This window comes from Streptomyces sp. NPDC004838 (assembly GCF_053600955.1).
In genome coordinates this window covers 423,621-437,197 of sequence record NZ_JBSGAW010000002.1, presented here as the reverse complement: position 1 = coordinate 437,197, position 13,577 = coordinate 423,621, and the positions used below count along the sequence as shown (strand labels likewise).

The following is a 13,577-nucleotide window of genomic DNA, read 5'->3' as shown; positions in this document are numbered from 1 at the left end:
CGGGCAACGGCGACGCGGGAGGATCAGGGGGTGGAACTCACTCTGCTCGGAACCGGCGCTCCCGCCGGACTGCCCCGGTCCGACTGCCCGTGCGCCGTGTGCGCCGTCGCCCGCGGCCCGCGTGCGCGGGCGGCGACCGCGCTGCTCGTGGACGGGGCGCTGCTGCTCGATCTCACCCCCGGCGCCGCGCTGGCCGCCGCGCGGGCGGGGCAGTCGCTCGTCGGCGTACGCCAGGTGCTGCTGACGCATCCGCACGACGGACCGGCGGTGGAGCTCCCGGCGGGGCTGCCGTCGGCGGGCCGTGTGCCGGACGGGCGGGTGTTGACGCTGATCAGCGGGCACCGGGTGCGGGCGGTGCCGATGGACCATCCGGGAACGGGGTACGAGGTGACCTCGCCCGACGGCGACCGGCTGCTCTATCTGCCGCCGGGCGGCGCTCCGGCCGGTCTCGCCGAGGGGCTCGCCGCTTACGAGATGGTCGTCGCGGACGTCGTGGGACGGCCTGACGCGATCGCGCGGCTGCGGGCGGCCGGCGCGATCGGCGCGACGACCGATGTGATCGCCGTGCATCTCGACCACGATGTGCCGGGCGGTCCGGAGCTGGAGCGCAGGCTCACGGCGGCGGGGGCCCGCGCGGTGCCGGACGGGGCGACGCTGATCGTCGGCGAGTACCACGCGGTGCCCGATGTGCCGCGCCGCACCCTGATCACCGGCGGCGCGCGGTCCGGAAAGTCCTTGGAGGCCGAGCGCAGGCTGGCGGCGTTCCCGGATGTGCTGTACGTGGCGACGGGCGGCGGGCGGGACGGCGACGCGGAGTGGGCGGACCGGGTCGCGCTGCACCGGGAGCGGCGTCCCGCTTCCTGGCGCACCGAGGAGACCTGCGATCTCGTGCCGCTGCTCGCCGAGGACGGGCCGCCGCTGCTGATCGACTGTCTGTCGCTGTGGCTGACCGACGCGATGGACCGGGTCGGCGCGTGGGACGACGCGAAGTGGCGCGAGGACGGTGAACGAGCGCTGCGGGAGCGGGTCGGCGAACTGGTCGCGGCCGTACGGGAGACCGGGCGCACGGTGGTCGCGGTGACCAATGAGACGGGGTCGGGCGTGGTGCCCGCGACGGCCTCCGGACGGCGGTTCCGGGACGAGCTGGGACGCCTCAACGCGGCCTTCGCCGCCGAATGCGAGCATGTGCTTCTGGTGGTCGCCGGCCAAGCCCTGGTCCTGCGGAGCTGAGCTGCCGCACAGCCGGTACTGTTCGGCGAATGAGCAGGCTGAATCTCGATGACTTCTCCGATCTGATCGAGCGTCCCGACGGGGGTCTGAGGCGGGAGGCCGAGGAGCACAGGGAGCGGCTCATCGTCGCGCCCGGCGCCCTCGGCCGACTCGACGAGCTGGGCGAATGGTTGTCGGCCGCGCAGAGGTCCGTGCCGGTGAAGGCCGTGGAGCGCCCGCGCGTGGTGCTGTTCGCGGCCGATCACAAGGTCGCCGAACTGGGCGTGTCCGGCCGGGAGGCGGGCTCCGCGCACCTGCTGGCGCGACGGGTGCTGGACGGCGGCAGCCCGCTCGCCGTGCTGGCCCGCCGGATGGGTGTGCCGGTGCGGATCGTCGACGCCGGCCTGGACTGCGATCCGGCCCTGCTGCCGGAGGACGTCGTACGCCACCGGGTGCGGCGCGGCAGCGGCCGTATCGACATCGAGGACGCGCTGACGATCGAGGAGGCCGAGGCCGCCGTACGCCTGGGCATGGCGATCGCGGACGAGGAGGCCGACTCGGGCACCGATCTGGTGGTGCTCGGTGATCTGAGCGTCGGCGGCACCACGCCCGCGTGCACGCTGATCGCGGCCTTGTGCGGGACGGACGCCTCGGTGGTCACCGGACGCGGTGGCGCGGGCATCGACGATCTGGCGTGGATGCGCAAGTGCGCGGCGATCCGGGACGCGCTGAGGCGTGCCCGGCCGGTGCTGGGCGACCAGTTGGAGCTGCTGGCGGCGGTCGGGGGCGCGGATCTCGCGGCGATGACGGGATTCCTGCTCCAGTGCGCGGTGCGCCGGACGCCGGTGATCCTGGACGGGGTCGTATCGGCGGCGTGCGCGCTGGTCGGTCAGCGGGCGGCGTTCCGCGCGCCGGACTGGTGGCTGGCCGGTCAGCTGAGCGGTGAGCCGGCCCAGGCGAAGGCGCTGGACCGGATGGCGCTCAACCCGCTGCTGGATCAGGGCGTCACTGTGGGGGAAGGAACCGGAGCGTTGCTGGCCCTCCCTCTCGTTCAGGCGGCGGCGGCTCTCGCGGCCGAACTGCCCGAGCGTACGGAGTCCAAGCGCGGGGAGTCCGCGCCCGGGGATCCCCCGCTCGCGGAGTCCACGCCCGCGGAGTCCGCGTCGGCCGAGTCGGTGCCCGCGGAGTCCGCGTCGACGGAGTCCGCGCGGTCGCCGCGTACGGGAGAGCCGACGGAGAGCGACACGGACTGACGCGCCGAGTACGGCCGCCACCGGCCGTCGCCCACCATGACCAGCGATGCCCCATATGATCGCTTTTCATGGGAGAGGTCCGTTTGTCCAGTACCGGTACGAGTGAGAGAACCGCCCGGGGCACCGCCCGTTCCCGGCGCAGCGCGGCGTTCGCCGTCTGGTATCTGCGGGCGGTCACCTTCATCAACTTCCTGAGCGCCGTGTGGGTGTCGTTCGGAAACGACATCCGCCGCCACAACGTCGACGACTACTTCACTCCGTATCTGCTGACCGCGGGCTTCGCCTCCGGTGCGTTCACCCTCTTCCTGGCGATCACCATGCGCCGCCGCAAGCGGGCCGCCTGGATCCTCAACCTCGTCCTGGCCGGGCTCTTCCTGCCGCTCCTCGGGCTGGCCGTCGCCATCGACCCGGCCGTCCGCGCGCACGCCCAGAACTGGGTCTCACTCGCGCTGACCGCCGCTTTCACCCTCGCGCTGCTGCTGGGACGGCGTGAGTTCTACGCGAAGGGCGACCGCTCGAACCCGAGGCTGGCCGCGGTCGTCGCCGTCGGCGGACTGCTGGTCACCTCGCTCGCCGCGGCCCTCCTCGTCGGCGCCACCAACACGGCCACCACCGGCTCCACCTTCCTGGAGCGCTGGCGTTACGGCGCGATGCGGCTGGTCTCGGTCGCCGCCGACGACTCCCGCTTCCCCGGCATCAGCACACCCGGCTGGGTCGACGTCGTCATCAACGTCGTCTCCACCCTGCTGCTGCTCGCCGTGCTGTACGCGGCCTTCCGCTCCCGCCGCGCCGTCGACCCGCTCTCCGAGGACGACGAGGAGCGGCTGCGGGTGCTGCTTCAGCGCCACGGCGACCGCGACTCGCTCGGCTACTTCGCGCTGCGCCGCGAGAAGAGCGCCGTCTGGTCCCCCACCGGGAAGGCGGCCGTCGTCTACCGGGTGGTCGGCGGGGTCTCGCTCGCCTCCGGCGACCCGATCGGCGATCCCGAGGCATGGCCCGGCGCGATCGAGCCCTGGCTCGCCCAGGCCCGCGAACACGGCTGGATCCCGGCCGTGATGGGCGCGAGCGAGGAAGCCGGGACGATCTACGCCCGGCATGGGCTGGACGCGCTGGAGCTGGGCGACGAGGCGATCGTCGAGACCGCCGACTTCACCCTGGAGGGGCGCGCGATGCGGACCGTGCGCCAGGCGTACAACCGCGTCGAACGGGCCGGGTACGAGGTGCGGATCCGCCGTCACGAGGAGATCCCTCCCGACGAGATGGACGTGCTCCTGCGGCGCGCGGACGACTGGCGCGACGGAGCCACCGAGCGCGGGTTCTCGATGGCGCTCGGGCGGCTCGCCGACCCCGGCGACGGCCGGTGCGTGATGCTCGAATGCACCGACGGCGAAGGCCGGCTGCGGGCCGTGCTCAGCTTTGTGCCCTGGGGGGCCAAGGGGCTCTCGCTCGATCTGATGCGCCGCGACCGCGGCTCCGAGAACGGCCTGATGGAGTTCATGGTCATCCAACTCCTGCGGCGCGCGGACGAGATCGGCGTCCGCCAGGTCTCGCTGAACTTCGCGATGTTCCGGTCCGTCTTCGAACGCGGCTCCAGACTCGGCGCGGGCCCGGTCCTGCGGCTGTGGCGTTCGCTGCTGACGTTCTTCTCCCGCTGGTGGCAGATCGAATCGCTGTACCGCGCCAACGCCAAGTACCGGCCCATCTGGGAACCCCGGTTCCTGCTCTTCGAGAAGAGCGCGGACCTGCCGCGCATCGGCGTGGCGGCGGCGCGCGCCGAGGGCTTTATGGAGGCGCCGGGCCTGCCGGGCTGGCTGCACCGCAGACATCTGGGGTCGAAACGGTGAACGAAGCCGTGAGGGCCTTCGCACGGCGCGAGTGGGGGCCGTTGTACGAGACGGTGCGGACGGCTCTCGTCACCGAGAGGTGGCGGGCCGTCCCGATGACGCTGACGTCGATCTGCCTCATCGCCCTCTGCCAGATCCTCCAGAACCAGTCGTGGGGTTATGCGCTGGTCCACGACATCGGGTTCGTGCGCGCGGAGGACCCGCTCTGGCTCGCTCTCCTGCGCACCCCCCTGTCGTTGTTCGTGCCGGCGCTCGACCTTCCGGTGTGGGGCGCGCTGGCCCAGGTGCTGCTGGTGTTCGGGATCGCGGAGATCTGCCTCGGCCGTACGCGGACGCTGGTGATCGCGTACGTCTCCACGCTCGCCGGGACCCTGTACGCGCGGATCGGCGTCGCGGTCGGCCCCGGCGGCCTCTTCGGGCTGCCGGAGTCCGACGCGCGGATCGTCGACACCGGCCCGTCGGCGGCGGTCGTCGGCCTCGCGATCTGTGTGTGCTGGCGGTCGCGGGCGTGGTTCACGGGCGCGCTGGTGATCGTGGCGATGATCGTGGAAGTGATCGTCCAGCCGAATCTCGCGGGCAAGGAGCATCTGGCGGCGATCGCGGGCGCGCTGGTGCTCTGTGCGCTGTGGGCGCTGCGGGGGCGGCGGACCGCTCAGCGCTTGCGCGAGGGGAGCCGGTCGGGCGCACCGCCGATCAGATCCTGAAACTTCCTGCGGGGCCCGTTCCAGCGCCGGTCGTGCCGGTAGGTGCGGAGCACCGACTTGGCACGGGCCTTGTGCCGGTTCCGGTAGAAGCGCCGGGCCCAGATCGAGTTCGCACGGGCCAGCCTGACGGCCCCGAAGATCGCGACGAACGGCACGAAGATGCCGAGGAGCGCCGACGTCGTCTTGCCCTTGACGAAGGTGATCAGCACGAAGAGGAGGTTCAGCAGCAGGGTGCTGAGGACGGTGGCGCGGTTCTGGCGCTCCTGCGCGGTGAGAGAGTCGACGCCGAGGGGCGAGAAGCCGCCGAGGACCAGCAGGGCGAGGGCGGTGGCGAGGACGACGACCTCCACGCTTCTGCGGCCCTCCTCGGTCCAGTAGACGTCGTCGAGATGGACGATCAGCGCGAACTCGTCGAGGACGAGCCCCGCGCCCATCCCGAAGACGACCGCGAAGACGGCGGCGGCCCATCCGTACCGGCCGCTGCCGACCGCTCCGAACCCGCCGACGACGGTCAGGATCACACCGGGGACGACATGGTGGATGTGGACGCCGCCGGGCGTGATGTTGCGGAACGGCCCCCGGCCCGCCCGGATGAGCCGGGTGATGACACGGGTGACGAGAAAGGTGAGGACGAAGGAGGCGAGGGCGAGAAGCGTCGGGAGCTTCCCCGGCTCGATGATGTTGTCGTGGAACCACGTACCCATATGCCAGAAACTCCCCATTTAGTAATTTATGCGCAATTTAGCCCGTGTAGTGGTCGACGGCGGCTTCTGCCCGGTGAGTCGCCCGCGTGACCCGCCGGGCTACTCTTCGCCCGTGAGTGATCTGGTGTGAGTGATCTGGCCGGCGTACGTTTCGCCTTCGGCACCCTGACCGTGTTCCCCGTCCGCGTCACCCGGTGGGACCGGGACGCGGCCCGTGCCGGGATGGTGTGCGCTCCGCTGGCCGGGCTGGTCGTGGGTCTGGTCGCGGGCGCGGTCGGCGGGGTGCTGCTGCTGGCCGGCTCGGGTCCGCTGCTCGCGGCCGTCGCCGGCGTCGCCGTACCGGCGGTCCTCACCCGCGCGCTCCATCTCGACGGTCTCGCCGACACGGCCGACGGCCTCGGCAGCGGCAAGCCCGCACAGGACGCGCTGCGGATCATGAAGCGGTCGGACATCGGCCCGTTCGGCGTGATCACCCTGCTCTTCGTACTGCTCGCGCAGGTCGCGGCGGTCTCGGCGCTGTTCGGCCGGGGCTGGTCGTACGGGGCCCTGGCCCTGGCGGTCTCCGGTGTCGCCGCCCGCCTCGCGCTCACACTGGCCGCCCGTACCGGAGTTCCGGCCGCCCGGCCCGACGGCCTGGGCGCGGCGGTCGCGGGGTCGGTGCCCGTCCGCACGGGGGTGCTCGTCGCCGCACTGGTCACGGCGGTCTGCGCGGGCGCGGGCGCGCTCCTCGGCACCGGCCCGGGGCCGGGCTGGATCCCGGAGGCGGGCTGGAGTTCAGGGGCTTTCGGGGCGCTGCACCTCGCGATCGCGGTCCTCGCCGGGCTGGCCGGGGCGCAGTTGGTGCTGCGTCACTGTGTACGGCGCTTCGGCGGGGTGACCGGCGATGTGTTCGGCGCGCTCGCGGAGACGGCCGCGACGGTCTCGCTGGCGGCTCTGGTGCTGGGGCCGCACTAGTTGTGCTGTGGCGGCTTGTGCTGTGGCGGCAGACGGCCGGTTCGTCGCTCCTCGGTTGCCGAGCGGGCTTCAACCGGTTCCGGGCCTCAACCGGCTTTGGGCCCCGGCCGGTTCCGGGCTCGGCCGGTTCGCGTACGGCACCGGTGCGAGCACCCCGCGACGGCGCGACAGCCACGGCGGCCCACCGCCTCGGCCGCCGAACTCGGCGAGTGCGGCCGATTCTTCGCGGGCTCCGGCTCACACATGAGACGGACACCACGCGAGAGTGAACAGCGCCGCCGTGAGCGTGACATCTGAGCGCGCGTACGCTCTTGTCGGGCGGGATTTCGGCAGACCGCCTGGTACCCGCCACCAACCCTCGAAGGCCCCGACAGGCCGGGAAACTCAACGGAAGCGAGAAATCACCACCGTGACTGCTCTCACTCTCAGCACTGCCGGCGCGGCGACCCTGCGCGCCGACGCCCTCGTCGTCGGGGTCGCGAAGGGGGCCAAGGGCCCGGTGGTCGCGCCAGGCGCCGCGGCCGTGAACAAGGCGTTCGACGGCAAGCTCGCGTCCGTACTGGAGACCCTGGGCGCGTCCGGCGCCGAGGGCGAGGTGACCAAGCTTCCCTCGCCGCCCGGCCTGAAGGCGCCTGTCGTCCTGGCCGTCGGTCTCGGGCCGGTGCCGGAGAGCGCCGGGAAGGCCGTGGCCTACCCGGCCGAGTCGCTGCGCCGTGCGGCGGGCACCGCGGCCCGCGCGCTGGCCGGTTCGAAGAAGGCCGCCTTCGCGCTGCCCATCGAGGCCGCGGAGGACGCCGAGGCCATCGCCGAGGGCGCGCTCCTCGGCGCGTACGCCTTCACCGCCTACCAGGGCGGCGACAAGAAGGACGGCAAGGGCGCGAAGGCGCCGCTCGCCGAGGTCGCCCTGCTGGGCGCCAAGCCGCGCGACAAGGAGTACAAGGCCGCGGCCGAGCGTGCCATCGCGGTCACGGAGGAGATCAACCGCGCCCGCGATCTGGTCAACACCCCGCCGAACGACCTCACCCCCGAGTCGTTCGCGGCCGTGGCCACCGCCGCGGGCAAGGAGACCGGCGTCAAGGTCCAGGTACTGGACGAGAAGGCTCTGGCCAAGGGCGGCTTCGGCGGGATCCTCGGCGTGGGCCAGGGCTCGCAGAACCCGCCGCGCCTGGTGAAGCTCACCTACACCCACTCCAAGGCGGCCAAGACGCTCGCCCTGGTGGGCAAGGGCATCACCTACGACTCCGGCGGCATCTCCCTGAAGCCCGCCGGGCACAACGAGACGATGAAGTGCGACATGGCCGGCGCCGCGGCCGTGTTCGCCGCCGTCGTCGCCGTGGCCCGGCTCGGCCTCCCGGTGAACGTCACCGGCTGGCTCGCCCTCGCCGAGAACATGCCGTCCGGCTCGGCCACCCGTCCCGGCGACGTGCTGCGCATGTACAGCGGCAAGACCGTCGAGGTGCTCAACACCGACGCCGAGGGCCGGCTCGTGCTGGCGGACGCGCTGTGGAAGGCGTCCGAGGAGAAGCCGGACGCGATCGTGGACGTCGCGACCCTGACCGGCGCGATGATGCTCGCCCTCGGCAGCCGCACCTTCGGGATCATGGCGAACGACGACGCCTTCCGCACCGCCGTCCACGAGACCGCGGAGGAGGTCGGCGAGCAGTCCTGGCCGATGCCGCTCCCCGCGGAGCTGCGCAAGGGCATGGAGTCGTCGACGGCCGACATCTCGAACATGGGCGAGCGGATGGGCAGCGGCCTGGTGGCCGGCCTCTTCCTGAAGGAGTTCGTGGGCGAGGGCATCACCTGGGCGCACCTGGACATCGCGGGCCCGGCCTTCCACGAGGGCGCGCCGTTCGCGTACACCCCCAAGGGCGGCACCGGCTCCTCGGTCCGCACCCTGGTGAGGCTGGCCGAGCGCATGGGCGAGGGCGACCTGGGCTGAGGTCGCTCCCCCGCCGGTCCACCGCCGGCCCCCGCCGGGCCGCGTGGACTCCGCCCAGGGGTCCCGGCACGGCTCCGGCAGAGGTTCCGTACGGGGTGGGCACGGTTTCGGTACGGCTCCGGGCAGCGCGCCCGGAGCCGTACGCGCATGCCCCCGAAGGTTCCGTTCGCTGTCGACGAAATGTCGCCAACATGACATTCCGAGGGAATCGAATGCCGTGTTCCTACGTTCTACGGACCGGTAACCGATGAGGTGATCGATCAGACGCTGCCAGACCGCTGCCCAGCGTCCCGTCTTCCCCGAACAAATGCGAAGATGGGTTCTCGGCAGGACAGGGCCCCACCACAGGGCCGACGAGACATCGGCCGCACACCAGCCGAACGGCCGGTCGTCCCCAGGGAAAAGGGGAACCGGCGACCGGCGCACATGCATGGAGGACGTGACGTGGCGAACGACGCCAGCACCGTTTTCGACCTAGTGATCCTCGGCGGCGGTAGCGGCGGTTACGCTGCGGCGCTGCGCGGGGCCCAGCTGGGCCTGGACGTCGCCCTGATCGAGAAGGACAAGCTCGGCGGCACCTGCCTGCACTACGGATGCATCCCCACGAAGGCTCTGCTGCACGCCGGCGAGATCGCCGACCAGGCCCGTGAGTCGGAGCAGTTCGGTGTCCGTGCCACCTTCGAGGGCATCGACGTCGCAGCCGTTCACAAGTACAAGGACGAGGTGATCCAGGGGCTGTACAAGGGCCTCACGGGTCTCATCTCCTCCCGCAAGATCACCGTCATCGAGGGTTCGGGCCGGCTGTCGTCGCCCACCTCCGTCGATGTCAACGGCCAGCGCATCCAGGGCCGTCACATCCTCCTCGCCACCGGCTCGGTACCGAAGTCGCTGCCCGGCCTGGAGATCGACGGCAACCGGATCATCTCCTCCGACCACGCGCTGAAGCTGGACCGTGTCCCGCAGTCCGCGATCGTGCTGGGCGGCGGGGTCATCGGCGTCGAGTTCGCTTCCGCGTGGAAGTCCTTCGGCGCGGACGTCACCGTCATCGAGGGCCTGAAGCACCTGGTCCCGGTCGAGGACGAGAACAGCTCCAAGCTTCTTGAGCGCGCCTTCCGCAAGCGCGGCATCAAGTTCAACCTGGGCACCTTCTTCGAGAAGGCGGAGTACACCGAGAACGGTGTCCGGGTGACCCTCGCGGACGGCAAGACCTTCGAGGCCGAGGTGCTGCTGGTCGCCGTCGGGCGCGGCCCGGTCTCCGCGGGTCTCGGTTACGAGGAGCAGGGCGTCGCGATGGACCGCGGCTACGTCCTGGTCGACGAGTACATGCGGACGAATGTGCCCACCATCTCGGCGGTCGGCGACCTCGTCCCCACGCTCCAGCTCGCGCACGTCGGCTTCGGCGAGGGCATCCTGGTGGCCGAGCGCCTGGCCGGTCTCAAGACCGTCCCGATCGACTACGACGGCGTGCCGCGGGTGACCTACTGCCACCCCGAGGTCGCCTCCGTCGGCGTCACCGAGGCCAGGGCCAAGGAGATCTACGGTGCGGACAAGGTCGTCGCCCTGAAGTTCAACCTGGCGGGCAACGGCAAGAGCAAGATCCTCAAGACCCAGGGCGAGATCAAGCTCGTCCAGGTCAAGGACGGTGCCGTGGTCGGCGTCCACATGGTCGGTGACCGTATGGGCGAGCAGATCGGCGAGGCGCAGCTCATCTACAACTGGGAGGCTCTGCCTGCCGAGGTCGCGCAGCTCATCCACGCGCACCCGACCCAGAACGAGGCGCTCGGCGAGGCCCACCTGGCCCTCGCGGGCAAGCCGCTGCACGCACATGACTGAGCTGACCGAGCTTCCCGGACTGCCTGAGCCCCTCGGGCGCGACGACCACTTCCGCACTTCCCCACGCTCGCCGCTTCGCTTGTGCTGGGGAGAACCCATCGTTAGGAGCAGCTGAAACCATGTCGGTTTCCGTAACCCTTCCGGCGCTCGGTGAAAGCGTCACCGAGGGCACCGTCACCCGCTGGCTGAAGGCCGAGGGCGAGCGCGTCGAGGCCGACGAGCCGTTGCTCGAGGTCTCGACCGACAAGGTCGACACCGAGATCCCGGCCCCCGCGTCGGGTGTTCTCGCGTCCATCAAGGTCGCCGAGGACGAGACCGTCGAGGTCGGGGCCGAACTGGCGATCATCGACGACGGCTCCGGCGCGCCTGTCGCCGCTCCGGCTCCGGTCGCCGCCGAGGCTCCCGCGCCCGTACCCGCGCCCGCCGCGGCCCCCGCCCCTGTCGCCGAACCGGCGCCCGCCCCTGCGGCGCCCGCTCCGGTGGCCGAGGCTCCCGCCGCTCCGGTCGCCGAACCGGCTCCGGCGCCCGCCGCCGCTCCGGCCGGCGCGGCCTCCGGTACGGACGTGGTCCTTCCGGCGCTCGGTGAGAGCGTCACGGAGGGCACCGTCACCCGCTGGCTGAAGGAGGTCGGCGAGTCCGTCGAGGAGGACGAGCCGCTGCTCGAGGTCTCGACCGACAAGGTCGACACCGAGATCCCCGCCCCGGCGGCCGGTGTGCTGCTGGAGATCGTCGTCGCGGAGGACGAGACCGCGGAGGTCGGCGCGAAGCTGGCCGTGATCGGCACCGCGGGTGCCGCGCCCGTGGCTCCGGCCGCGCCCGCCGCCCCGGCGCCCGTGGCCGCTCCGGCCCCCGCTCCGGTCGCTCCCCCGGCTCCCGCCCCGGTACCCGCGCCCGCCGCGCCTGCGGCCCCGGCACCCGCACCCGCGCCCGCACCGGTCCAGGCGGCCGCTCCGGCCGCGCCCGCTCCTGCGGCTCCCGCGCCGGCTCCGGTCCAGGCCGCCGCTCCGGCCGCGCCCGCTCCTGTCGCACCCGCCGCGCCGTCGGCCGGTGACGCCTATGTGACCCCCCTGGTCCGTAAGCTCGCCGCCGAGAACAGCGTGGACCTCTCCGCGGTCAGGGGCTCCGGCGTCGGAGGCCGTATCCGCAAGCAGGACGTCGTCGCCGCGGCCGAGGCCGCTCGCGCCGCCGTCCCGGCCCCGGCTCCCGCCGCGGCTCCCGCGGCCACCGCGAAGGCTCCGGCCCTCGAGGTGTCCCCGCTGCGCGGTCAGACGGTCAAGATGACCCGGATGCGCAAGCTCATCGGCGACAACATGATGAAGGCGCTGCACAGCCAGGCGCAGCTGACCTCGGTCGTCGAGGTCGACGTCACCCGGCTGATGCGGCTGCGCGCCCAGGCCAAGGACAGCTTCGCCGCCCGTGAGGGCGTCAAGCTCTCCCCGATGCCGTTCTTCGTGAAGGCGGCGGCCCAGGCGCTGAAGGCGCACCCGATCGTCAACGCCCGGATCAACGAGGACGAGGGCACCATCACCTACTTCGACACGGAGAACATCGGCATCGCCGTGGACTCCGAGAAGGGGCTGATGACCCCCGTCATCAAGGGCGCGGGCGACCTGAACATCGCCGGTATCGCCAAGAAGACGGCCGAGCTGGCGGGCGCCGTCCGCAACAACAAGATCCGTCCGGACGACCTGGCGGGCGCGACGTTCACCATCAGCAACACCGGTTCGCGCGGTGCGCTGTTCGACACGGTCATCGTGCCGCCGACCCAGGCAGCCATCCTGGGCATCGGCGCCACGGTCAAGCGCCCGGCGGTCATCGAGACCGCCGAGGGCACCGTGATCGGCATCCGTGACATGACATATCTCTCGCTCTCCTACGACCACCGTCTGGTGGACGGCGCCGACGCCGCCCGCTATCTGACGGCGGTCAAGGCGATCCTGGAGGCGGGCGAGTTCGAGGTCGAGCTGGGCCTGTAGGCCCGGACCGGCACACCGCATGCGGCCCCCGCCCGGATCGTCTTCCGGGCGGGGGCTCCGCGTTTCCGGAAGCGCCCCGGAGGCCGGTCCCCGCTCTGCTCCCCACTCGGCACGTGTGCGGCTCCCTACGGATCCCCCACCCGGTTCGCGTACGGGAGCGGGGGCGACGCGGGCGGCGGCCCCGGCTGGTTCCGAGCCCCGAAAACGGCTGGTTCCGGGCCCCGAAAACGGACGTCGAGCCAGGCCGGAACGGACGTCGAGCCAGGCCGGGATCAGCGCGTCAGCCGGTGGGAAAACCCCGGAGCGGGCGAGCGGGAGCAATAATGGCACCCCCATCCGCGCGCTATCCCCCCTCGGGAGCCCTCATGACCCCGCCCGTCGTCCACTCGCTGCGGGAGCAGATCCGCGAGCACATCGTGGAGGGGATCGTCAGCGGCCGCTGGAAGCCCGGGGAACGCATCGTCGAGCGCGGTATCGCCACCGAGCTCCAGGTCTCGCAGACGCCGGTCCGTGAGGCGCTGCGGGAGCTGGAGAGCCTGCGGCTGATCGAATCCGCGCCGAACAAGGGCGTACGCGTACGCAATCTCACCGCGGCCGACCTGGAGGAGAGCTATCCGGTGCGGGCCGGGCTGGAGCAGATCGCCGCGGAGCTGGCGGCCGGCCGGCTGGCCGAGGACTGCTCGGCCCTGCAACCGCATGTGGAGGCGCTGTACGCGGCGGACCGGGCGGGCGACTCGGCGGGCCAGGTCCGCCACACGGTCGCCTTCCACCGCGAGCTGGTGCGCGCGGCGGGCAACGGCGTACTCCTGCACACCTGGGAGGGGCTGGGCATCGAGGTCTTCACGGCGCTCTCCATCCGCTGGCTGGGCACGGTCCAGCAGTCGTACGCGGAGGAGCACGAAGCGCTGGTGGACGCCTTCCTCCGCCACGACCCGGACATCGGCACCCTGGTCAAGGCCCACGTCCTGGGCTGCGCCCCGAGGGCCTGACACCCGGGCCCGCGGTTCGCCGCGCCAGCCCCACCCCGCGTCCCCGACCGGCCGGAACTCGCCCCTACGGGAGCGGCCACAACGGCCCGCACGCCGCCGCGCACGCCCTCCGGAAGGCGATTCCGCGCGCCCGGACGCCGTACGCCATCGCCGTACGCCATCGCCCTGC

The 13,577-nt window shown here is 72.2% G+C and carries 10 protein-coding genes; 9 read left to right on the top strand and 1 reads right to left on the bottom strand.

Annotated elements, in window-relative coordinates; translation table 11 throughout:
• The first annotated feature begins 30 nt into the window (after positions 1-30).
• The 4 genes from ACWEFL_RS04260 (at position 31) to ACWEFL_RS04245 (ending at position 5,010) form a co-directional block, all read left to right on the top strand.
• A complete protein-coding gene (locus ACWEFL_RS04260; RefSeq protein WP_451707142.1) occupies positions 31-1,230 on the top strand; it encodes a bifunctional adenosylcobinamide kinase/adenosylcobinamide-phosphate guanylyltransferase in 1,200 nt (399 codons plus the stop codon).
• Between the two features lie 29 nt (positions 1,231-1,259).
• Positions 1,260-2,462, top strand: a complete 1,203-nt coding sequence (cobT, locus tag ACWEFL_RS04255; protein WP_451707139.1) for a nicotinate-nucleotide--dimethylbenzimidazole phosphoribosyltransferase — start codon at positions 1,260-1,262, stop codon at positions 2,460-2,462.
• A 68-nt stretch (positions 2,463-2,530) separates the two neighbouring features.
• On the top strand, positions 2,531-4,306 hold the full coding sequence (locus ACWEFL_RS04250; RefSeq protein WP_451707136.1) for a phosphatidylglycerol lysyltransferase domain-containing protein: 1,776 nt from the start codon (positions 2,531-2,533) through the stop codon (positions 4,304-4,306).
• Positions 4,303-5,010: a hypothetical protein gene (locus tag ACWEFL_RS04245; RefSeq protein ID WP_451707134.1), complete on the top strand. Its 708-nt coding sequence runs from the start codon at positions 4,303-4,305 to the stop codon at positions 5,008-5,010. Before ACWEFL_RS04250 ends, ACWEFL_RS04245 begins: the two co-directional genes overlap by 4 nt.
• Here ACWEFL_RS04245 and ACWEFL_RS04240 read toward each other — a convergent pair.
• Complete coding sequence (locus ACWEFL_RS04240) at positions 4,959-5,714, bottom strand: hypothetical protein (RefSeq protein ID WP_451707132.1); 756 nt, start codon at positions 5,712-5,714, stop codon at positions 4,959-4,961. The genes ACWEFL_RS04245 and ACWEFL_RS04240 overlap by 52 nt on opposite strands.
• 126 nt (positions 5,715-5,840) lie before the next feature.
• Between ACWEFL_RS04240 and ACWEFL_RS04235 the strand changes: the two genes are divergently transcribed.
• The 5 genes from ACWEFL_RS04235 (at position 5,841) to ACWEFL_RS04215 (ending at position 13,408) form a co-directional block, all read left to right on the top strand.
• Positions 5,841-6,668 (top strand): adenosylcobinamide-GDP ribazoletransferase, encoded by an 828-nt coding sequence (locus ACWEFL_RS04235; protein ID WP_451707129.1) that lies wholly within the window; start codon positions 5,841-5,843, stop codon positions 6,666-6,668.
• A gap of 409 nt (positions 6,669-7,077) precedes the next feature.
• The gene (locus ACWEFL_RS04230) at positions 7,078-8,610 is read left to right on the top strand and encodes a leucyl aminopeptidase (protein ID WP_451707126.1); all 1,533 of its coding nucleotides are present in this window, start codon (positions 7,078-7,080) and stop codon (positions 8,608-8,610) included.
• Between the two features lie 444 nt (positions 8,611-9,054).
• On the top strand, positions 9,055-10,443 hold the full coding sequence (gene lpdA / locus ACWEFL_RS04225) for a dihydrolipoyl dehydrogenase (protein WP_451707123.1): 1,389 nt from the start codon (positions 9,055-9,057) through the stop codon (positions 10,441-10,443).
• 119 nt (positions 10,444-10,562) lie between these two features.
• Positions 10,563-12,419: a 2-oxoglutarate dehydrogenase, E2 component, dihydrolipoamide succinyltransferase gene (sucB, locus tag ACWEFL_RS04220; protein ID WP_451707120.1), complete on the top strand. Its 1,857-nt coding sequence runs from the start codon at positions 10,563-10,565 to the stop codon at positions 12,417-12,419.
• A 365-nt stretch (positions 12,420-12,784) separates the two neighbouring features.
• Positions 12,785-13,408, top strand: a complete 624-nt coding sequence (locus tag ACWEFL_RS04215; RefSeq protein WP_451707118.1) for a GntR family transcriptional regulator — start codon at positions 12,785-12,787, stop codon at positions 13,406-13,408.
• The last annotated feature ends 169 nt before the right edge of the window (positions 13,409-13,577 follow it).